21 protein-coding genes and 1 pseudogene are annotated in these 20505 nt (G+C 69.5%); 5 read left to right on the forward strand and 17 right to left on the reverse strand.

The window, feature by feature from the left end:
• Positions 1 to 454, forward strand: a pseudogene (locus ACIBKY_RS53700) (hypothetical protein); the annotation flags it as partial.
• A gap of 19 nt (positions 455 to 473) precedes the next feature.
• On the opposite strand, the gene ACIBKY_RS53705 reads toward ACIBKY_RS53700, so the two are convergent.
• From ACIBKY_RS53705 to ACIBKY_RS53740, 8 genes are all read right to left on the reverse strand, one after another.
• Positions 474 to 860, reverse strand: a complete 387-nt coding sequence (locus tag ACIBKY_RS53705) for a hypothetical protein (protein ID WP_397110214.1) — start codon at positions 858 to 860, stop codon at positions 474 to 476.
• Positions 857 to 1003: a hypothetical protein gene (locus ACIBKY_RS53710; RefSeq protein WP_397110216.1), complete on the reverse strand. Its 147-nt coding sequence runs from the start codon at positions 1001 to 1003 to the stop codon at positions 857 to 859. Before ACIBKY_RS53710 ends, ACIBKY_RS53705 begins: the two co-directional genes overlap by 4 nt.
• A complete protein-coding gene (locus tag ACIBKY_RS53715) occupies positions 1000 to 1380 on the reverse strand; it encodes a hypothetical protein (protein WP_397110218.1) in 381 nt (126 codons plus the stop codon). The genes ACIBKY_RS53710 and ACIBKY_RS53715 overlap by 4 nt, the downstream gene beginning before the upstream one ends.
• A 398-nt stretch (positions 1381 to 1778) precedes the next feature.
• Positions 1779 to 2435 (reverse strand): NrtR DNA-binding winged helix domain-containing protein, encoded by a 657-nt coding sequence (locus tag ACIBKY_RS53720; RefSeq protein WP_184958899.1) that lies wholly within the window; start codon positions 2433 to 2435, stop codon positions 1779 to 1781.
• A 10-nt stretch (positions 2436 to 2445) separates the two neighbouring features.
• Positions 2446 to 4242, reverse strand: coding sequence for a DUF4434 domain-containing protein (locus tag ACIBKY_RS53725; RefSeq protein WP_397110220.1), 1797 nt, complete (start codon positions 4240 to 4242; stop codon positions 2446 to 2448).
• A 49-nt stretch (positions 4243 to 4291) separates the two neighbouring features.
• On the reverse strand, positions 4292 to 5380 hold the full coding sequence (locus tag ACIBKY_RS53730) for a glycosyltransferase (protein WP_397110222.1): 1089 nt from the start codon (positions 5378 to 5380) through the stop codon (positions 4292 to 4294).
• A gap of 18 nt (positions 5381 to 5398) precedes the next feature.
• On the reverse strand, positions 5399 to 6661 hold the full coding sequence (locus ACIBKY_RS53735; RefSeq protein WP_379611199.1) for a nucleotide sugar dehydrogenase: 1263 nt from the start codon (positions 6659 to 6661) through the stop codon (positions 5399 to 5401).
• A 115-nt stretch (positions 6662 to 6776) separates the two neighbouring features.
• On the reverse strand, positions 6777 to 8441 hold the full coding sequence (locus ACIBKY_RS53740; protein ID WP_397110224.1) for a glycosyltransferase family 4 protein: 1665 nt from the start codon (positions 8439 to 8441) through the stop codon (positions 6777 to 6779).
• 76 nt (positions 8442 to 8517) lie between these two features.
• Between ACIBKY_RS53740 and wecB the strand changes: the two genes are divergently transcribed.
• On the forward strand, positions 8518 to 9648 hold the full coding sequence (wecB, locus tag ACIBKY_RS53745) for a non-hydrolyzing UDP-N-acetylglucosamine 2-epimerase (RefSeq protein ID WP_397110226.1): 1131 nt from the start codon (positions 8518 to 8520) through the stop codon (positions 9646 to 9648).
• Positions 9649 to 9721: 73 nt separating this feature from the next.
• Positions 9722 to 11761, forward strand: coding sequence for a glycosyltransferase (locus tag ACIBKY_RS53750; RefSeq protein WP_379631568.1), 2040 nt, complete (start codon positions 9722 to 9724; stop codon positions 11759 to 11761).
• On the opposite strand, the gene ACIBKY_RS53755 is transcribed toward ACIBKY_RS53750, so the two are convergent.
• From ACIBKY_RS53755 to ACIBKY_RS53775, 5 genes are read right to left on the reverse strand one after another with little or no spacing between them, the layout of a single operon-like run.
• Positions 11754 to 12377: a phosphatase PAP2 family protein gene (locus ACIBKY_RS53755; protein WP_397110228.1), complete on the reverse strand. Its 624-nt coding sequence runs from the start codon at positions 12375 to 12377 to the stop codon at positions 11754 to 11756. The two genes, ACIBKY_RS53750 and ACIBKY_RS53755, sit on opposite strands and share 8 nt — an antisense overlap.
• The gene (locus ACIBKY_RS53760; RefSeq protein WP_397110230.1) at positions 12370 to 13077 is read right to left on the reverse strand and encodes a phosphatase PAP2 family protein; all 708 of its coding nucleotides are present in this window, start codon (positions 13075 to 13077) and stop codon (positions 12370 to 12372) included. Before ACIBKY_RS53760 ends, ACIBKY_RS53755 begins: the two co-directional genes overlap by 8 nt.
• A complete protein-coding gene (locus ACIBKY_RS53765; protein ID WP_397110232.1) occupies positions 13077 to 14633 on the reverse strand; it encodes a phospholipase D family protein in 1557 nt (518 codons plus the stop codon). The genes ACIBKY_RS53760 and ACIBKY_RS53765 overlap by 1 nt, the downstream gene beginning before the upstream one ends.
• On the reverse strand, positions 14630 to 15427 hold the full coding sequence (locus ACIBKY_RS53770; RefSeq protein ID WP_397110234.1) for a DUF1206 domain-containing protein: 798 nt from the start codon (positions 15425 to 15427) through the stop codon (positions 14630 to 14632). Before ACIBKY_RS53770 ends, ACIBKY_RS53765 begins: the two co-directional genes overlap by 4 nt.
• A 51-nt stretch (positions 15428 to 15478) precedes the next feature.
• Positions 15479 to 16324 carry a helix-turn-helix transcriptional regulator gene (locus ACIBKY_RS53775; protein ID WP_397110236.1) on the reverse strand — a complete coding sequence of 282 codons (846 nt, stop codon included), beginning with the start codon at positions 16322 to 16324 and terminating at the stop codon, positions 15479 to 15481.
• A 101-nt stretch (positions 16325 to 16425) separates the two neighbouring features.
• Between ACIBKY_RS53775 and ACIBKY_RS53780 the strand changes: the two genes are divergently transcribed.
• Positions 16426 to 17166, forward strand: a complete 741-nt coding sequence (locus ACIBKY_RS53780) for an SDR family oxidoreductase (protein ID WP_397110238.1) — start codon at positions 16426 to 16428, stop codon at positions 17164 to 17166.
• 68 nt (positions 17167 to 17234) lie between these two features.
• Complete coding sequence (locus tag ACIBKY_RS53785; protein WP_397110240.1) at positions 17235 to 17663, forward strand: MarR family winged helix-turn-helix transcriptional regulator; 429 nt, start codon at positions 17235 to 17237, stop codon at positions 17661 to 17663.
• A gap of 13 nt (positions 17664 to 17676) precedes the next feature.
• Here the strand turns inward: ACIBKY_RS53785 and ACIBKY_RS53790 are convergent, their stop codons facing one another.
• The 4 genes from ACIBKY_RS53790 to ACIBKY_RS53805 form a co-directional block, all read right to left on the reverse strand.
• Positions 17677 to 17886, reverse strand: a complete 210-nt coding sequence (locus tag ACIBKY_RS53790; RefSeq protein ID WP_397110242.1) for a hypothetical protein — start codon at positions 17884 to 17886, stop codon at positions 17677 to 17679.
• A gap of 65 nt (positions 17887 to 17951) precedes the next feature.
• The gene (locus ACIBKY_RS53795; protein WP_397110244.1) at positions 17952 to 18620 is read right to left on the reverse strand and encodes a hypothetical protein; all 669 of its coding nucleotides are present in this window, start codon (positions 18618 to 18620) and stop codon (positions 17952 to 17954) included.
• 70 nt (positions 18621 to 18690) lie between these two features.
• Entirely contained in the window at positions 18691 to 20166 is a 1476-nt protein-coding gene (locus ACIBKY_RS53800; RefSeq protein WP_397110246.1) for an SPFH domain-containing protein, read from the reverse strand.
• Positions 20167 to 20175: 9 nt separating this feature from the next.
• Entirely contained in the window at positions 20176 to 20376 is a 201-nt protein-coding gene (locus ACIBKY_RS53805) for a hypothetical protein (protein ID WP_379611183.1), read from the reverse strand.
• Positions 20377 to 20505: the final 129 nt, after the last annotated feature.

Here is a 20505-nt window from a genome sequence, read left to right on the forward strand (position 1 = left end):
GAGCATGAGACACATACGCCATTCGTCACCACGTCAGATGCTGCTCGCATCGTTTACAGTCGCGGCTTTCGCGATCACTTCCTGCGCTGATACCGGCGTTTCACCCGCGAACCCGAAGGCAGCAAGCGACAGCGCCGCCACCCCACCATCGACGTCAGAAGTACCCGAAAACCTCAAAGGCCGCCTGGCACACCAAGGTCAACCAGTGGTCGGCGCAAAAATTCGCGTGGAAGACGCGAACGGAAAACTCATCGGCGAACCCAAAACAAACACCCAAGGCACCTGGACCCTCCAAGTACCTCACCCCGGAACCTACAAAGTCACCCTCGACCCAACCTCCCTACCCAACCACATCACCCTCCTCACCCCAGACCGCGCAACCCGCACCGTAACCGCCTACGAGGACCACGACATGACCGTCCTCTTCGCACTCACTCAGAAGAAAACCTCTTAGGGAGTTTCGACGCGCCCGATTACGAGCCATTGTCAAATAGGTCCTTGAGCACAGCCAGAGCACGCGGCCCGATCTCTTCACCGGGAAAGAACCTGTCGCAGCACTCCACTGCCTCAGCCGAAGACGTGATCCCCACCAGCGTCGCCAGGCTAAGCAGATCATCGATGTCGCGCGTCCGTGCCGCCATTGCCTTCATCGCGAACACATGCTCTGGCGACGCGGCCATCACCCTCAACCCCGGATGGTCGAAGACCCGACGCTTACCCGGATCCGGCTCTCCCGAGATATAGACACTGGCCTGCTCATTCAGCCACCACGGCGGCAAGTCGAGTTGTGCCGCCACTGCCCGCGCCTCTTCCAGTACGACACCGTGCGGCAGGAACAAGGCATCGACATCCCTTGTCACCGCACAGCGTCATGGGCCAGCGCCATCGCGGCTCCTCCGACGATGAACAGGTCCGCGACCACGCCCCGCCGCACCAGGCGTTCGCCCAGCGCCGTAAACGCCTGCTCCGATTCCGCGCGTCCGAGCAGTCCGTCTGACGTCATGCTGCCTCCAGGTCGCTGCCGGCAAGAAACACGCCGTGCTTGCGGAACGCCGCCGGCGCCCACACAAGTGCCTCAGCCCGCTTCGACGGAAGCTCAGAGACGAACCATGGTGTCCGCAGGACCCGCGACACCGTCCATTCCGGCGGAGCCGCGTCGTGTCGAGCCGCCAGGTGCTCAGCCAATGCGGCCAGCAGGACATCCCAGCGCTCGTCCCCAACCGGTTCGGGTTCCTCCCGCAGCAGCGGCAACTGGCGCTCCGATTCCTCCCACCGGTACTCCTCAAGAAACTCCCATACGAGTTTCCAGCGGACCCGGTCGTCCTCGGCGGCCACGAGCCGGGCGCCGAGTTCGGTCATGGTCATGGGCAGGTACGCCACCAGTGCGCCTCCTCCGCCGAGATGTACGCAGACTCACCAGCGAGTCTATGGCTCCGGGCCGCAGCCATCATGCCCTGCGCCGCTTCTTCCCCCGCCCGGCCAAATGTGCTGTCGATCGCCTGCGGCGACTGAATACCGAGCGGCAGCTCGTGTCCAGCCTGCTGTGCCTGGGCTTGCCCCCTTGAGGAAGGCGCCTGAGCGAAGCGAAGTCCTACAGGGGTCGGGCCCCCGGCCCGACTGGAGGAACGCGGGAGCGAAGCGACCACGTTTGTGGCGGGGCGGGCATCAGCTGGTCAACACTCCAGCTGGGCAACGGGCGGGCCTGGAAAAGCGTCTGAGCGACAGCGAAGTCCTTTGGCCTTGGGAAGGGCGCCTGAGCGAAGCGAAGTCCTTGCCCTTTAGGAGCGCAGCATCGGGGGGTGGAGGAGTTCGGCTGGGCCGCGTTTGTAGAGTTTGGCCGGGCGGCCGCCGTCCCGGGTGGTGGTGGCGCCGGTTTCCACCAGGAAGCCTTCCGCCTTGGTGACCTTTCTGTGGAAGTTGCGGGGGTCCAGGAGTCTGCCCCACACGATCTCGTACACCCGTCTCAGGTCCGCCACCGTGAACTCCGGTGGGCAGAAGGCCGCGCCCAGCGACGTGTACTCCAGCTTCGCCCGTGCCCGTTCGATGGCGTCCAGCATGATGCGCCGGTGGTCGAAGGCCATCACGGTCAGTTCGGCCGCCGGGATCCACGCCATGTGCGCCTTCTCGGAGGCGGGCAGGTCGGGGGCCAGTCCCAGATAGGCCACGCTCAGCACACGCTGTCTCGGGTCCCGGTCGGGGTAGCCGTACGTCTGCAGCTGCTCCAGGTGCACGGGCGCGCCGGGCAGGCCCGCCCGTTCGGCCAGGATGCGGCGGGCCGCGTCCGGCAGGTCCTCGTCGAGCTGGATGAAGCCACCTGACAACGACCACCGCCGGAGAAAGGGCGGGTTGTCCCGGCGCCAGACCAGCGCGCTCAATGCCTGGCAGCGCACCGTGAGCACGACCAGGTCCACGCTCACCGGGACGCTCGGCACCATGCTCCGCACGTTACACGCTGATCCGGACCCGAAGCGGTTCCGTCGCCGCCTGTCCGGAGGGGAGCTTCACCCCGATGCGGATCCATTCGCCGGGCGGCACCTGCGACCAGTCGAAGGGTACCCACGCGGTCTGCAGACCTTTGGCGAGGCTGGGGTCCTGGGGAGCCTTGTCCAGCCAGCCCACGCCCGCGATGTCGAGGTCCTTGGTGCCGCCGCTCCATTCGACGGTGACGCTGCCGCCTTCGAGGTTGTAGCCGCGTACCTCCATGCCGTCCTGGATGTCGCGGTTGCGGCGGATGGCGTCCACGACGATGGGGCGGGCGTAGTCCTTGATGATCTCCTTCTCCAGGGAAGGGTCGCCGCAGGTCATGTAGTCGCTCCACATGTAGGAGACGACCTTCTGCACGTAGCGGCCGGCCATGGTCACGGCCTGGTCGAGGCGCTTCTTGTCGGTCTTGCCGCGGGTGCCCTGGGGTGTGCAGGGCTGGTCGCCGGAGGGTTCGAAGGCTTCGACGTTGGCCCAGAGGTCCACCTTGAAGCCTTCCGCGAGCATCTGCTCGCGGGCGATGGACATCTCGCGGTAGTAGTCGCGGGTGGAGCCGTGGTAGGTGTCGCCGTACGTGCTCTCGCCCACGAGCGGCCGCAGGCGGGGGTCGACCTCGTCGCCGCGCTGGTCGGGCCAGAAGAGGCCGACCTTGCCGGTGCCCCGGCTGTCCTGCGGGGCGATGATGCCGACGCCGGTCCTGGCCAGTGCCTTGAACGCCTCGGCCACCTGCAGCGGTGTCTGGCCGAAACCGACCCGCTTCCTGGCGTCCATGTAAGGGCTGATCAGGATGGGCTTGTCGGGAAGCTCCTGTTCGACGATCTCGTGCTGGTCGGCGTACACGTGGAGCGTGGGGTTGCTGGTGAGCGTGGCGCCCATCTGTACTTCGAAGGGCTGGTAGACGCCGCCGAGTGCGGCGCGGCCGTCGAAGCGGGCGCCGTAGTCCTGCAGGATGCGGCGGGTGAGCGTGGTCAGGGCACCGATGTGGGCGGGGTTGGCCCTGGTCGGGGTCTTCTGGTCGCGGGGGGCCAGCGGCAGCGCGGGGAAGACCCGGACGCCGAACTGGTCGCCCAGCTTGAGTAGCTGGGTGAGGCTGTCCATCTCGGACGCGGCGATAAGGATGAGGTCGTACTTGCCGGCCCCGTCGAAGTTGCAGCTCGCGTCGTCGGAGCCGTCCATGGGCGCGATGAGGCGGAAGTAGACGCGCTTGCCGACCTTGATGGTCCGTTCCACGTCGGTGCAGCGGAAAATGCTCGTGCTGTACGACTCGTCGGTCCGGTAGACGAAGGTCCTGGCGATGCGGTTGCCCGGGTTGAACTTCTTGAGGTCGTCGTCCGCCGCCTGCCGGCAGGTCCTGCCGTTCTCGACGCAGTCGGCGTAGAGGTCGTCGACCTGGTTGTTGTCGCGGCGCAGGATGCGTCCCTGGTCGTCGATCGGCCGGTACTGCATGCCGTACCCGATCCTGATGACGGTGTCGCCGCCGACCCGGTGGATCTCCTGGAACTGGTGGCGCCAGGTGCACGGGTTCGACTTCGGCATGATCCAGTAGCCGGTGACGGCGTAGGTGTACTTCTCGTCGGTGTCGAAGGTGCCGCACGGGTCGCTGAACTCGGTGACCTGTGGCGTCGGCTGTTCCTTGGTGGGGCTCGCGACCGGCTTGCTGCTGGTCTTGATCGGTTTCTCCGAGGAGGAGGGCAGCACGATGACCACAGCCGCTACCGCGGCGAGGACCGCTACGCCCAGGAGGACGAGGAGCCAGCGCACGTTCAGGAACCTACCGCCCTCGTGATGTGCCGGAAATAAACAGCCAGAGCTACTTCTTCACCCCGGCCCACGCCTCAAGCTGGGCCACGAACCGCTTGGCGGAGTTCGGCCAATGGTGGTTGGCACGGGCCGCCGCGTAGCCGCGGGCGCCCTGGCCCTGCCGTTCGCGCACGTCGTCGCGGAGCGTCAGCACCGCCTGGGCCACGGCCTTGGGATCCTGCCACGGTACGACGACGCCGCTGTCGTATCGCTCCACCAGCTCCACCGCGCGCGGCGACGGGGTGGTGATCACGGGGATGCCGTGCGCCATGTACTCCACGATCTTCGTGGGCATGGAGTGGCGGTAGTTGGGCTCGTCGTGGAGCAGCGAGAGCCCGGCCAGAGCGCCGTCGAGCCGCTTGAGCGCCTCGTCGTTGGGCATGAAGTCGCGCCATTCGAGCACGCCTTCCGCCACGGCCTCGTTGAGCATGGGACGGCTCTGCGGGTCGGCGTAGCCGATCAGCTCGACCGACACCTTGTACGGCTGCAGGATGCGGGCCACCTCGACCGCCTCGCGTACGCCGCGTGCCCACGACAGCCAGCCGAGGTAGACGACCCGGTCGCCGCCCGGGGCGGTGACGGTGTCGGGCACCCATGTCTCGTTGGGCACGATCAGGTGGGCGTGCTTGAACCGGCCCGCGTACGCGGTCTCGGCCAGCAGCAGGTGAAGGTGACGCTCCGCCGTACCCTCGAGGAGCCTGGCGAAGAAGCGGACCGGCGGGCGCAGGAACGACGGCAGCCAGTGCTTGAGCGAGAGCGTCGCCGGCGTGTCCTCGTGCACGTCCCAGACCACGGGCGGGCGCTTGCGCACGCCCCAGACCGCGAACAGCAGTTCGGGGTCGTGGATCAGCACCAGGTCAACCTTGGCCCGCATCCGCTTGAACAGCTTGCGGGCCGCGAGCACGGCCGAGATCCGCTTGCGCTCGGCGGCGCGCGGCAGGTCGACGCTGTTCACCCAGGAGCGGGGAACGACTCCGCGCGCCGTGTACGGCGCGGCGTACGTGACCTCATGACCGGCATCGACGAGCGCACGGATCTGCCGGTGCAGGATCCTGGCGTCCTCGGGGTGATGCACCACCGTCATGACGAGCACGTGCACTGCGCGCAGCCTCCGTCGCTACAGCCGCTCGACGCGTTCACCCTCGGTGAGCACACCGCGGGTGTCCAGCACGAGCCGGGCCTTCTCCTCGATCATCCCGAGGTCGAAAGCGGCGTGCTTCTGCAGCAGCAGGGTCACGTCCGCCTCCACTACGGCCTGGGCCAGATCCTCCTCACGCGGCACCGGAGTGCCGTCCACGAGCCATTCCTTGACGTGCGGGTCGACGTAGGAGAGGTCGGCGCCCAGTTCCAGCAGGGCCCTCGCCACCGGCAAGGCCGGCGTCTCCCGCTCGTCGGCGATGTCTTCCTTGTAGGTCACGCCAAGCATGACGACCTTGGCGCCGTTGACGGCCTTCTTATGCCGATTCAGCAGGCGTTGCGCGCGGGCCACCACGTAGGACGGCATCCGCTCGTTGATCTCCTGGGCCAGCTCGACGAACCGGAAGGGGTAGCCGAGCTTGCGTACCGTGTACGAAAGGTAGGACGGGTCGACGGGGATGCAGTGCCCGCCGACGCCCGGTCCCGGCAGGAACTTCTGGAATCCGAACGGCTTGGTGGCCGCCGCCTCGATGGCTTCCCAGAGGTTGATGCCGAGTTCGTCGCAGAAGATCGCCATCTCGTTGACGAGGGCGATGTTGACGTGCCGGTAGGTGTTCTCGAGCAGCTTGGCCATCTCGGCCTCGCGGGTGCCGCTGACGGGCACGACCTGCTCGATGAACTGCGCGTAGAACGCGGCGGCGCGGTCGCGGCACGGCGTGGTGTAGCCGCCGACGACCTTCGGGGTGTTCCGCAGGCCGAACTTGGGGTTGCCCGGGTCGATGCGCTCGGGCGAGAAGGCCAGGTGGAAGTCCTGACCGGCGATGAGACCCGAGGTTTCGAGCAGCGGGCGGGCCACGTTGTCGGTGGTGCCCGGGTAGGTCGTGGACTCGAGCACGACGAGCGTGCCCTTGGTGAGGTTGCGCGCGACCGTGCCGGTGGCGCCTTCGACCGCGGACAGGTCCGGGCGGTGGTCCTCGTCCAGCGGGGTGGGCACGCAGATGACGATGGTGTTGCTCTTGGCCAGCACGGACTCGTCGAGCGTGGCGCTGAAGCCGTTGTCCAGCATGTGCTCGAGATCGGCGTCCGTCAGGTCATCGATGTAGGACTGACCGGCGTTGAGCGCGTCGACCTTGCGGGGGTCGACGTCGACGCCGACGACCCGCAGTCCAGCCGCCACGGCTTCCTTGGCCAGTGGCATGCCGACGTATCCCAGGCCGATGACAGCCAAGTCGATTTCTGTCACAGCTGTACCTTGGCGAGCCGGAAACAACACTTCATGGTCGCAAAGGTTATCTCAAGTCCACTCAGCTCACGCCTAATGCGAGCGAACCCGTCACAACCGGCAGGCAAATCCCGGGTCATCGTTCGTCTAGGGATCGGTAGAGCGTTCGATAAGTCTCGGCAACGCGGCTCCAGGTCCGCTTGGCGGCCACTTCAGCCCGTCCCGCCTCACCCATCTCAGCACGTCTGGCGGGGTCCTCGCGGAGTGCGGCCAGCGCCTTCGCGAGCTCTTCCGGGTCTCCGGGCGGCACGAGCAGACCGGCGCCGTCCGAGCCGACAAGCTCCGACAGAGCAGGCAAATCACTGAGGACGACGGGCTTCCCGAGCGCCATCGCCTCGACGGGTTTCAATGGCGTAACGAGTCGGCAAACCCGCAGGTCCTCCCGAGGACAGACGAAGATGTCGATCGCCGCCTGAGCTTTCAGCGCTTCTTCAGGATCGACCCGTCCGGGCAGGATCGCGCTGTCCAGGCGCAGCTCCTTGACCAGTTCGAGGAGGTTCTCCCGCTCGCTGCCGTCGCCGACGATCAGCGCGCGCACCGGAGTGCCCTGGTCGCGCAGGTACGCCGCCGCCCGCAGAAGAGTGGCGAAGCCCTCATAACCGACGATGCTGGAGACCGAGCCGACCACGATCTCGCCGTCGGCGATCCCCATGTCCCGGCGGAACGCGCCGCCGTCGTAGGAGACGCTCAGCAGTGAGTCGTCCACGGCGTTGGGCGCCAGGTAGATGTTCTCGCGCGGCACCCCGCGCTCGACGATCTCGGTGGCCATCGTCTCGGCGAGCGTGACGACGGCGTCGGCCTCGCGCATGAGGAACGCCTCGCGCTCGCGCTGCAACACCGCGCGCTGGCTGCCGGTACGCACGTCGGGGTCACGCGAGACCCAGGTCTCCTCCAGGAACCCGCGTACCTCGTAGACGAAGGGCGTGCCCGTCCGCTGACGTACGGCGTGGGCCACCGAGCCGTTGCGATGGTCGGTCGCCGCGTGCAGAACCTGGGGCCGCAACTTTTCGACCAGCCCGGTTACCTCGTCGGCGCCCCTGATGATCCGCCCGGTGGTCTCGAAGGGCATCTCGCCCCGCCCGTCCGGCAGAAGCCGGTAGTACGGGATGCCGTCGACCTCCTCGAACGGCGTCGCGTCCGCGTGTCCCTGCAGCATCGGCCAGCCCCAGCTGGTCACGACGTGCGGGTCGAGCCCGGCGGCCTTCTGCGCGGTGACGATGCGGTGGGTGCGCACGGTGTATCCGGCCTGCGTGTACGGCAGGGCGTTGGTGACGCAGTGCAGCACCCGCCCGGCGACCCGTACCCCGATCGCCACGGCCGGCTTCGGCGGGATCGGATCGGGGCTGATCGCGGCCAGCTCGCCCCGGTAGTAGGCGGCCCTGCGCTTGACGAAGGGGTATTTGACGTGGGGGTCGAGCACCTGGGCTGCTTCGGTGATCCGGCCGGCGTCCCAGTGCTCCTTTGCCTCGTTCCACGGGGCCTGGACCGCGCGCATGCTGATCTTCCGCACCGCCCAGCGCACCTTGCGGGCGGCGGGCCAGGCGACCTTGCCCACGATGGGACGCAGCACCGGCGGAAGCGCGTCCGCGGCGGCCTGGGCGACCCGCACCGGATCCGACTTCACCTTCGTCACGACGACGCGGGACACGATGATCGGGTGCTGGACGAAGCCCTTGAGTAGTCCGCCGACGCCCGCTCGGGCCGACTTGGCGGAAACCTTGCGTCTGGCGTCGGATACCACGCGGTGACCGTACCATAGGCAACGTTTTTCCCTGGTCGCTCTAATTTCCGCAGGTTCACGATGAAAGGCGAGGTCAATGAGGGAGAACCCCCTGGTCCTTCACGTTCTGGGCGCCCGGCCCAACTTCGTGAAGGCCGCCCCGGTGGTCCGAGCACTCGGCGAACTCGGTGTGCGTCAGGGCATCATCCACACAGGTCAGCACTACGACGAGTTGATGTCTGACGTCTTCTTCCGCGACCTCGCGCTGCCCGACCCGCTCGCGAACCTGGCCGTCGGCTCCGGCACCCACGCCAAGCAGACCGCGGCGCTCCTGATCGGCCTCGAAGAGGTCTTCACCGAGCACGATCCCGACCTGGTCGTGGTCTACGGCGACGTCAACTCCACGCTGGCCGCGATCCTGGTGGCGGCCAAGCTCGGCATCAAGACCGCGCACGTCGAGGCGGGCCTGCGCTCGTTCGACCGCGGCATGCCGGAGGAGGTCAACAGGATCGTCACCGACTCGCTGTCGGACCTGCTGTTCACCACCTCGCCGGACGCGCTGCAGTTCCTCGCGCGCGAGGGCGTCGCGCCGGAGAAAGTGCACTTCGTCGGCAATCCGATGATCGACAGTCTCTTCTCCGCGCTGCCCGCGCTGGACCCCGCGCCGATCGTGGCGCGGCTGGGTCTGCCGGAGCGCTACGCCGTGGCGACGCTGCACCGCCCGGCCAACGTCGACAGCCCGGCCGCCGCCAAGGAGCTGGTCGACTCCGTTCTGTCCGTGGCCGAGCGCATCCCGCTCGTCGTGCCGATCCACCCGCGCGGGCGTACCCGGCTGGCCGAGGCCGGTCTCGTGGACGGCCCGGCGGTCAAGGTCGTGGACCCGCTCGGCTACGTCGAGTTCCTCTCGCTGGTACGCGGGGCCGCGCTGGTCGTCACCGACTCGGGCGGCGTGCAGGAGGAGACGACCATGCTCGGCGTCCCGTGCCTGACCGTGCGGCCCAACACCGAGCGCCCGGTCACCATCACCCACGGCACCAACCGCCTGGTCACCCCGGCCTCGCTGCCGGCCGCCGCGGACAAGGCGCTGGCCGACGGCGCGGCGACGCCCTCGGGCGAGCTGCCGCCCCTGTGGGACGGCGCCGCCGGCCCGCGGATCGCCCGGGTCGTGGCCGCGTGGCTGAAGGGGGACAACCTGTCTCCGGCCGCGCAGGGCACTCGGGGCGAATAACCCCACAAACCCGGACAAGGGGTACGGCGCAGCCGTACCATCGACTGACCCCGCGAAGCGATAGGCGAGCACCATGGCCGAAACCCCAGAAGAGCCGACCTACCAGCGGCTCGGTCCCGTCAACTGGCTCCCGGAGGAGCGCAAGCTCGTCGAGCGTTACGAGGCCGACATCAGGGAGCTGCGGCGACGGCTGGAGATCGCCGAGGCCAAGGCCGCCTACGCCGGATGGAAGCTGGAGGCCACGCAGGCCAAGCGGACGTTCAAGCTGGGTGAGGCCCTCGGCGCCAAGAGCCCGGGGCAGATCATCAAGGCCGTCCGCTCGCACGACAAGGCGCCCAAGGCGCCCGAGCAGGCGGTGACCGAGATCATCGAGCAGGCGGGCAAGCGGCCGCCGCTGGTCGACGTGCCCGCGATCAAGTGGCCGGCGGGCCCGGTGAACCGCCCCGATCTGCGCGTGGCCGTGATCCTGGACGACTTCTCCCGGATGGCCTTCCGCTACGAGTGGGACCAGATCGAGTTCGGGCTCAAGGACTGGCCGGAGATCTTCGCCGAGAAGCGGCCCGACCTGCTGTTCTGCGAGTCGGCCTGGCACGGCAACCAGGGCCGCTGGCGCTACCAGATGACCGGCACCAACGCTCCCAAGGACCCGCTGCGGGACCTGGTGGCCTGGTGCAAACAGGAGGGCATCCCCACGGTCTTCTGGAACAAGGAGGACCCGCCGAACTTCGACTTCTTCATCGACACGGCCAAGCTGTTCGACTACGTGTTCACCTGCGACGGCGACATGCTGCCGAAATATCGGGAAACACTGGGACACGACCGGGTGGACGTGCTGCAGTTCGCCGCCCAGCCCCGCGTGCACAACCCGATCCAGCAGAAGCAGGGCCGCCTGCACGACGTGGTCTTCGCCGGCATGTACTTCCGCGACAAGCACCCCGAGCGCCGCGAGCAGATGGAGACCGTCCTCGACCCGGTACGCGAGCTGGGCCTGCACATCTTCGCCCGCAACGGCGAGGTGGACGAGAAGTACGCCTGGCCGGAGAAGTACCGCCCGCACATCGTCGGCGAGCTCCCCTACGACCAGATGCTGGCCGCGTACCGCATGTACAAGGTCTTCCTCAACGTCAACTCCGTGCTCGACTCCCCGACCATGTGCGCGCGCCGCGTCTTCGAGCTGTCGGCCTGCTCCACCCCGGTCGTCACCGGCTGGTCGCGCGCGATCGAGGAGACGTTCGGCGAGCTGATCCCGATCGCCCGCGAGCCGATCGAGTCCTACAACCAGGTGCTGCACCTCGTCAACAGCCCCGAGTTGCGCGCCCGCATGGGCCACCTGGCCATGCGCGAGGTGTTCGACAAGCACCTGTTCTCCCACCGCGTCGACCAGATCCTGCGGCTGCTGGGCCGCCCGGTCAGCGCCGGCGAGCGCTCGATCTCGGTCGTGCTGCCCACCAACCGCGCCTCCCAGATCGAGCACGCGATCTCCTCGGTGGCCAAGCAGATCCACCGCCCGCTGCAGCTCGTGATGGTGCTGCACGGCCTCGACATCGACCCCGTCGTCGTGGCCGACAAGGCGCGCATGGCGGGCATCAGCGACGTGACCGTGCTGCCGGCCGCCGCGGAGCTGTCGCTCGGCGCGTGCATGAACCTCGGCATCGCGGCCGCCGAGGGCGAGCTGATCGCCAAGATGGACGACGACAACCTGTACGGCGAGCACTACCTGTCCGACCTGGCCCGCGCCTTCGACTACACCGACGCCCAGCTCGTCGGCAAGGGCGCGCACTACAGCTACTTCGAGGGCTCCAACACCACGATGCTCCGCCTGCCCGGCCTGGAGCACCGCTACTCCTTCCTGGTCCAGGGCGGCACGTTCCTCGGCAAGGCCGAGATGTTCCGCGCCTACCCCTTCGCCGACATCACCCGCGGCGAGGACACCCACCTGGTCCGCCGCCTGAAGGAGGACGGAGTCAAGATCTACTCGGCCGACCGCTTCAACTTCGTCTACTGGCGCAGCGCGGACGCCAGCATGCACACCTGGCAGGCCGACCACATCAAGCTGACCCGCAACGCCCAGTTCTCCTTCGTCGGCCACCCCGGCCCGCACGTGCTCATCTGAGCACCGCGCGGATCATCACCGCCAGACAGAACACCCCGAGCACCAGCCCCCACACCACGTCGGTGACGTAGTGCATGCCCCGGTAGAGCCGGGAGGCCGCCACGATCAGCGGCAGCCCGGCGCCCATCGCCCAGACCAGCCCGGTCAGCACCCGGTGCCCGTGCAGATGGATCGCCAGCAGGACGGCCAGGCCGCCGTAGAAGCAGACGGCGGCGCTGACGTGCCCGGACGGCCAGCTGCTCGTCGGCGGCGCGGCGTCCAGGTGCGCCACCGGCGGACGGCTCCTGGCCACGAGCGCGCTGGTCGCCAGGAACACCAGCGACTGCGACCACACCGCCGCGACCAGGAACACCGACTCCCGCCAGCGACCCAGCGCCAGCCGGAACCCGATCGCCGCCAGCGCGGTGAGCACCACGATGACGGGGGTGTCGGACAGGCTGCTGCCGATGTGGGTGGCCTGATTCAGGAGCGGCACGCGCTCGGCGGCGATGTCCGCCATGACGCCCGGCTCTGCCCAGTCGGAACGCTCGACCAGTTCCCCCAGCGCGAACGTCGCCGCCGTCATCAGCAACAGCCACACGACGGCGGGCCATAACCGGTCGATGATGTCACGCACGTCGCGCCACCTCCGGTTCCACGCCTTCTACCAGCGGTTCGGCGGGCTCCTTGCCCATGTCGCGGCGCCAGCCCTCGAAGGCCGCCGTCGTGGCGGCGATCACCAGCAGTCCGAGCAGCACCCCGCCCACCGCGTCGCTGACCCAGTGCACGCCGAGCGCCACGCGCGTGGCGGCCACCGACACCGCGAGGAACGCCGCGATCCCCCACGCCAGCACCTTGCCCGCCCCGCGCAGCCGGGGCAGGAGAAGCAGCACGAGCACCCCGGCGCCGAGCGTGGCGGTCAGCGCGTGCCCGGAGGGGAACGCCTCGCCGGGCGCGGTCGAGACCGGGTCGGGCAGTTCCGGCCTGATCCGGCCGACGACGATCTTCAGCAGCAGGCCGAGCACCCCGCCCGCGGTGATCGTGACCATCGCCCAGACCGCCGGCCGGGAGGCGCCCTGCCAGGCCAGCCACGCCGCGACCGCGATCACCGCCAGCCGCCACGGCCAGGGACCGAACACGTCCGTCCAGGTCAGCATCCACCGGGTCAGCTCCGGGTTGGCCGTGGCGACGGCGTGCATGCCGTACGCGGTCTCGCGGTCGAGCTGCCACAGCGGCGGAAAAGCCGCCTCGACCAGAAGCGTGAGCGCGGCGAAGAGCGCACCCGCGCAGAGGGCGACGACGACGGCGAGCGTGAGCCTGAGACCGAAGCGGGGCATCAGAAGTCCTTGGTACGGCGCAGCCGCGGCGGCCGGCCATCCGGGTCGACGACGAGACGGTAGAGGGGCATCGCCAGCGCCTTGCTCACCCGCCCCAGCTCAGGACGGCCATGGCGGCGCAGGCGGCCGGGCGGGCGGGGGCCGCGCCGGTCGTTCTCGTGCCAGGCGTCCAGCCGCGCGGCGGACTCGGCGAACGCCTCGAAGGCCGCCTTCGGATCGCACAGGTCAAGGACGTCGTCCTCGTCGCGGTCCAGGTGCTCGGCGGCCAGCGTGAGACGCAGGTCGCGGGCGAAGCGCCGCGCGCCGGCGGGCGGGCGCGGATCGGGCTCCTCGTCGACCACCGCGCAGCTCAGCTCGGAGTCGAACGTCCAGGAGCGCAGGTTGACGTTGTCGGAGCCGATCGTGGCCCAGACGTCGTCCACCACGCAGACCTTCGCGTGCACGTAGACGGGCGTGCCCTCGTGGTTCTCCAGGTCGTAGATGGCGATGCGGCCGCCCCCGGCGCGCGTCAGCCGGTCCAGCGCCTCCGCGCGGCCGATCAGGCTGGCCGGGCCCGCCAGCCAGCCGTCCTGGTCGGGGTGGCGTGGCACCACGATGATCATGTGAAGGCCGGGTTCGCGCTCCAGCGCCTCGGCGAACGGCTCGATGACCTCCGTGGACCACAGGTACTGGTCCTCCAGGTAGACCAGCGAACGGGCGCGGGCCAGGACCTTGAGGTAGGCCCGCGCCACGCTGCGCTCGCCCTCCGGCGCGAACGGCAGAGCCTTGCGCAGATGCGGGTAGGTCCGCAGCAGTTGCACCGCGTGGGTGCCCGCGGGCTCCGGCGGCGGGCCCGGCTCGGGCAACGGGGGCGCGTCGTCCATCTTGCTCAGGCGGTCGCGCAGGCGCCTGAACGGCTGGCGGGTCTCCGGCGCCGGGTCCTCCCAGCGTTCACAGAAGACCTTCTCCACCTCGGCCACCGCCGGGCCGCTGATCGCCACCTGGGCGTCGTGCCAGGGCGGGCGCGCGCCGTACGCGCCGGGCATCGGGGCGGCCTGCGGGTCACCCTGGTGGGTGACGTCGTCGCGGCGGCTGTGGCACAGGTCGATGCCGCCGACGAAGGCGACGTCCCGTCGTGTGTCGCGGTCGTGGCGCAGGATCACGAACTTCTGGTGGTGGGAGCCGCCGTGCCGTACGCGGGTGTCGAGGAGGCACTGGCCGCCGGCGGCCTCGATCCGCTCGCCCAGGTGGCGGTTCTCCTCGGCGCTGAAGCGCAGGAAGTCCAGGTGCGAACGCCAGATGAGGCCCCTGACCAGCGCGCCCCTCTGCGCGGCCGCGGCCATCGCGCTCGCGACGGCCGGGCCGTCCTTGGCCAGGCGCTCGTCCGGGTCGCCCCGCCAGTCGGCGAACAGCAGCAGGTCGTCGCGGCCCAGGTCGGCCAGGCGATCCCGGAGTTCGGCGAAGTAGGTGGCGCCGTGGATGAGCGGGCGGACGAGGTTGCCCCGGGTCCAGGCTTCGAGCTTGGTCCCGGGGTTCCCGCGTTCGTCCTCGGTGAGGAACCAGTCGTCGAGTCTCATGTCCGGCGCCAGCGCGACTCCCCGAAGCAGTAGCCGGCGAACAGCAGCAGCCCGAGCGCGACCACCACGAGCAGCCACGGGCCCACCGGGGTCTTGGCGAAGGCCCTGAGCGTGCCGTCGATGCCGCTGACCTTGTCGGGGTCGAAGGTGAGCGCCGCCTGGACCACGAAGATCCCGGCCAGCCCGGCGATCAGTCCGCGGGCGGTGTAGCCGGCGATGCCCAGGCGGTCCATCACCTTGCGGGCGCGCGGCGGCATCCGGCCGATGTCCAGCTCTTCGCGGAACTTCTTCTTCACACCCTGGTAGACCCAGTACGCGCCCAGCGCGATCAGCCCCAGCCCGATGACGGTGACGATGACCTGCCCGGCGGGCAGCGAGAGCAGGTCGCCGGTGACGTCCTGCGACTTCTTGTCCTCCGACTTCGCGCTCCCGGACAGCAGCACGGTCAGCAGCGTGAAGACGATGAACACGTACACCGCCACCCTGCCCACCGACTCGGCGCGGTCCAGGGCCTTCCTGCTGCCGAAGAAGACTTCTGACAGCTGCCAGAGCGCCAGCGCGGCGAACCCGACGACCATGATCCACAGGACCACGGCCCCGAAGGGCAGGTCGGCGATCATGCCGATGGCGCCGTTCTTGTCGGCCTCCTGGTCGCCGTCGCCCAGTGCGATCTGGACGGCGAGCACTCCGATCAGGCCGTAGAGCACGCCACGGCAGGCGAGCCCGATGCGGGCCAGCCGTACCATGGCTGGACTGTCGGCCGCTTGGCGGGCCGCGGTCTCTGCCTGGCTCACCGATTCCTCCTGAAGGTCGTTGAGACCCCCAAGTGCCCGAGATGAGGTGCTTTAGACGTCTCGCACGGTTTCGGCCGCATGCCAGCTCGCCAGAAACCGCAGCGCCTCCTCGGTAGGCGAGCCCGGCTCGGCCAGGTAGGTGACCAGAACCTGGTCGCCCTGCTCGCCCGGCCGCAGGCTGTCGTAGTCGAGCACCAGTTCGCCGGCGAGCGGGTGGTCCAGGATGTTGCGCCCGGCCGACCGCTCCCGGACCTCGCGCTCGGCCCACAGGCGGCGGAAGTCCTCGCTCTTGACCGACAGCTCGCCCACCAGCGCGGCCAGTTCCCGGTCCCCGGGGTGGCGGCCCGCGTCCAGCCGCAGGAACGCCACCGTCTCGCGGGCCTTGTGCTCCCAGTCACGGAACAGGGATCGGGTGTGCTCGTCGAGGAAGACCAGGCGGGCGCAGTTCAACGGGCCCTCCGGCGGAGTGGGCCGGTTCCAGAACAGCAGGGCGGCCAGCCGGTTGCAGGCCAGCATGTCGGTTCTGCGGCCCATGACGAAGGCGGGGATGTCGGGCATGGAGTCGAGCACCCGCCTGAGCGTGGGACGGACCCGCTCCACCGGGGACGTCACCGCCTTGCCGCTCGCCGGGCGGGCGAGGTCGTGCAGATGGGCGCGTTCGGTGTCGTCCAGGCCGAGCACGCGGGCCACGGCGTTCAGCACCTCGGCGGAGACGTTGCCCGCCCGCCCCTGCTCCAGCCGGACGTAGTACGGCACGCTGACCCCGGCAAGCACCGCGACCTCTTCCCTGCGCAGCCCGGCCACCCGGCGGCGCTCGCCGTACGTGGGCAGGCCGGCGTCGGAGGGCCGCACCCTGGCGCGGCGCGATCGCAGGAACTCCCCGAGGTCATTGCCCATGACCCCATTGTCGGACATCTCCCCACGCGGCGCCTGACCCTGCGAGTACCACCCTCGGCACGGTCCTGGTTACCCCGTCGGCGCCTTCCCAGGATGAAGCCATGGACAACCGCATCGCAGTCATCACCGGCGCCTCCTCGGGCATCGGCGCCGCCGTGGCCGTCAAGCTCGCCGGCCAGGGCGCCCGGGTCGCGCTCGTGGCCCGCAGGAAGGAGCGCGTCGAAGCGCTCCGCGACCAGATCGGCGACCGGGCCCTCGCCGTGGCCGCCGACGTGAGCGACCCGGCCGAGGTCGAGGCGGCCAGGAGCCGCATCGCCGCGGAGCTGGGCCGGGCCGACCTCGTCGTCAACGCCGCGGGAATCCTCGTCCCCGGCCTGCTCGACACGCCGGGACCCGGTACGCCCACGGACTGGCGGCGCCAGCTCGACGTCAACGTCGCCGGCCTGCTCCACGTCTTCCGCGCGTTCCTGCCCGACCTCCAGGCCGCCGCCGAGGCGGGCGGGCCCGCCGACCTGGTGAACGTCTCCTCGATCGCGGCCGCCAGGATCGAGCCGGGCGCGGCGGTCTACGCGGCCACCAAGGCCGCCGTCAGCCACCTGTCACGAAATTTCCGGAACGAGTTGGCGCCCAGGAACATCCGCGTCACCAACCTCGAACCCGGCGTCGTCGTCACCGAGCTGCTGTCCGCCTCCGAACTGGGAACGGCCTGGCTGGAGGACATGAAGACGAGGATCGACCCGCTGGCCGCCGCCGACCTGGCGGAGGTCGTGGCCTTCGCGGTCAGCCGCCCGATCCACGTGAGCCTCCCGGAGATCACCGTGGTGCCGACCCGCCAGGTTTAGATCTTCCATGTACATGCATATTCTGTACGTGCATGTACAATGAGGTTCCGCACGGAGGGAGGCGCCTGATGGCGACGGACGACGACGACATGTGGGTGGGCGTGATCCGCCTGCACGCCAGGGTCGAACACGAGGTGGCCGCCGCCCTGCAGAAGCACGGCCTCGGCCTGTCGGAGTACCGGGCGCTGTGCCACCTGTCGATCGCCGACGGCGGCTACCTGCGCATGCAGGAACTGTCCGACCTCCTGGGCCTCAACCAGAGCTCGGTCACGCGCCTGGTGGGCCGCCTGGAGAGCAGCGGCCTGAGCCGCCGCGACTTCTGCGACCAGGACCGGCGGGGCGTCTACACCCTCATCACCGACGAGGGCCGCGCCAGGAAGGACGGCGCCGCCCCGACCTACGAGGAAACGCTCACCGCCGCCCTGGACAGAGCCGCCAAGGAGGGCCTGGCCGACACCGTCACCGCCCTGCGCGCCTCCATGCACCGCACCACCTGAGCCCCCGGGAACGTCAGGAGACGGGCCTGATCGTGCGGAGCTCGGCGATCAGGTCCTTGATCACCGAGGATCCTGCCAGTTCGCGGGTGGTCACGTACCCCACCCGCCGCAACGGCGCCCCCTCCCCGAGCTCCACCGTGGCCACCTTGGGCGGCGCCCCGGCGGCCGACAACCGGGGCACGATGGCCGCCCCCAGCCCGTGCCCGACCATCGACATCGCCACCCCGTCGTCCTCGGGGCAGGCGCTGGCCGACCTGGCGGACCGCCGTACGGTGGGGAAGGTGGTTCTCAGGCCGTGATCCTGGCCAGCTTCTCGTCGGCCAGGCGGGCGAGCTCGTTCAGCCCTTCCTTCTTCACCTTGGTGCCGATGACCAGCAGGCTGGTGACGACGCCCTTCCTGGCGATCACCATCGCGGCGATCTGGGCGGCCTTGCCGTCGCTGACCGCGGTGGTGACGAAGGCGTGCGAGCGTTCGCCGCGCGCGGGCATCTTGAGCGCGACGGTCCGGTAGGTGACCTTGGCGCCGGCGACCTCGGCCCGGTACTTCGCGCACCGTGCCGGCACCGGTCCGGGGAAGGAGTCGGTGGCCACGATGGCCTGGGTGATGGAGCCGTCCTTGGAGGAGTAGGCGACGACGGCCGCCGGCGCGCCGCCGAGCTCGGCCGGGTCGAGCTGCCCGACCCCGGCGCAGTCCGGCTCGGACACCTTGGCCTCCTTGAGTGCGGCCATGCCCTGCTTGGTGGCCTTGAGCGAGCCGTAGGCGCCGGTCTCGGGGCCGTAGGCGACGCTCATGCCGTTCGGCGCGGACAGCAGCCCCGCGCCGAGCCTGGCCGCGTCGACCGGCTTCTTCGCGGAAGGGGAAGGGCTGGCGGCCTGCCCGCTGGAGCAGCCGACGCTGACCGCCATGACGAGAATGATTCCGGAAAAAGCCTTGTGCATGAATTCCCCGATTCGCATCTGCGGCATTTTTTATCACGCTAGACGAATCGGAGCACGCGTTTTCCGACCTTGACGGAACGCCCCGCCTTTACGGTTTCACAGGCTTTTGTGGTTTTTCTTCGGCGCCATTGGGCGTCGCCCCGTTGAGAATGGCGCGGGCCAGCCCCAGTCCGGTGCCGCCCAGCGTGAGCGCCTTGGCCAGGAGCTCCTCGACGCCCTGCGCGCCGTTGAGCACCACCATGTGGTCCACGTTGCCGAACGCCTGGGCGCCCGCCTGCACCACCTCCGGCCAGCGCTCGGCCAGTTGCTGGGCGATGACGGCCTCCTGGTTGTCGGCCAGCGCCTCGGCGCGCGCCCTGATGGCCGCCGCCTCCGCCAGGCCCTTGGCCTGCTCGGCCTCCGCCTCGGCCAGGCCCAGCGCCCTGGCCGCCTCGGCCTGGGCCAGACCGCGCGCCTTGGCCGCCGCGGCCTCCGCCTCGCCGGCGACCCTGGTGGCCGCGCCCGCGGCCTCACCGCGCAGCCGTACCGACTCCGCGTCCGCCGCGGCGGCCTGCTTGACCTGGGAGGCCTGGGCCACGGCACGCAGCTCGGTCTCCCTGGCCTCGGCCTCGGCCTGGGCGATGCGGGCGTCGCGTTCCGCCTGGGAGAGCGTGACCGTCTCGTACGCCTTGGCGTCGGCGGGCTTGCGTACCTGCGACTGCAGGCGCTGCTCGGACAGCTGGGCCTCCAGCTCGGCGGCCCTGGTCTCCTGGACGACCACCTCCTGGCGGGCACTCGCCTCCGACAGCGGTCCCGCCTGCCGGGAGGTCGCCTGGGCGCGGTCGATCTCGGCCTGGTAGGAGGCCTGCTTGATCTGGGCGTCGCGCCAGGCCGCCGCCTTGTTGGCCGCGGCGACCTGCTCGGCCTCGGTGGCCTCCTGGTCGCGCTGCGCCTCGGCGATGCGGGCGCTGGCGGCGATCTTGGCGGCGTGCGGCTTGCCGAGGTTGGCGATGTAGCCGGTCTCGTCGTCGATCTCCTGTATCTGCAGCGAGTCGACGATCAGGCCGAGCTTGCTCATCTCGTCGGCGGCCGAGGCCCTGGTCTCGCTGGTCAGGCGCTCGCGGTTGAGGATGAGGTCCTCGACGGTGAGGCCGCCGATGATCGAGCGCAGGTGGCCGGTGAACAGCTCGTGGATCGCGCCCGTCATGAAGTCCTGCTGGTCGAGGAAGCGCCGGGCGGCGTTGGCGATGGAGGTGAGGTCGTCGCCGACCTTGTAGATGACCACGCCCCTGATGTGGACGGGGATGCCCTGCTGGGTGACGCAGGAGACCTGGAGGTTGGCGGATCTGGTGTCGAGGCGCAGGCGCCTGGCGGTCTGGAAGCCGGGCAGCACCGCCGTACCCTTGCCAGTGATGATCTTGAAGCCTAACGAGTCGAGAGTGTCGCCGCGGCGACGGGCGCCGAGGCCCGAGATGATCAGCGCCTCGTTCGGCTCCGCGACCCGCCAGACGGCCTTGAACAGCAGGATGATGACGACGACAGCGACGAGGATCCCCCCGCCGGCGATGAAGAACTCCGGGGACATCAGGCCTCCCTAGACCAGTGCGCGAGCCACGTAGACCGTGCGCGGCGGGAAGTACTCCACCACCACCACGATCGTCCCGACCGGGAATTCCTCGTCGGCCACGCTCGGATGGGCGTAGAAGGCCTCGACGCCGCCCCTTACCTGGACCATCACCTCGCCGACCAGACCCGGGCCGATCCTCCCCGTGACCCGTCCCTGCTTGCCGACCATCGGTCTCCCCCCGTCGGTGATATTCCGGACGGTACTCCAATCAGGCATTCGCGGTAATAGGCGCCGCAAAATGTTCCTCCAGGGGCTGCGCGCCTTAGAGCGGTATTTACCGCCCGTAGCGATGATCGC

The organism is Nonomuraea sp. NPDC050394 (assembly GCF_044459065.1).
GTDB lineage: Bacteria > Actinomycetota > Actinomycetes > Streptosporangiales > Streptosporangiaceae > Nonomuraea.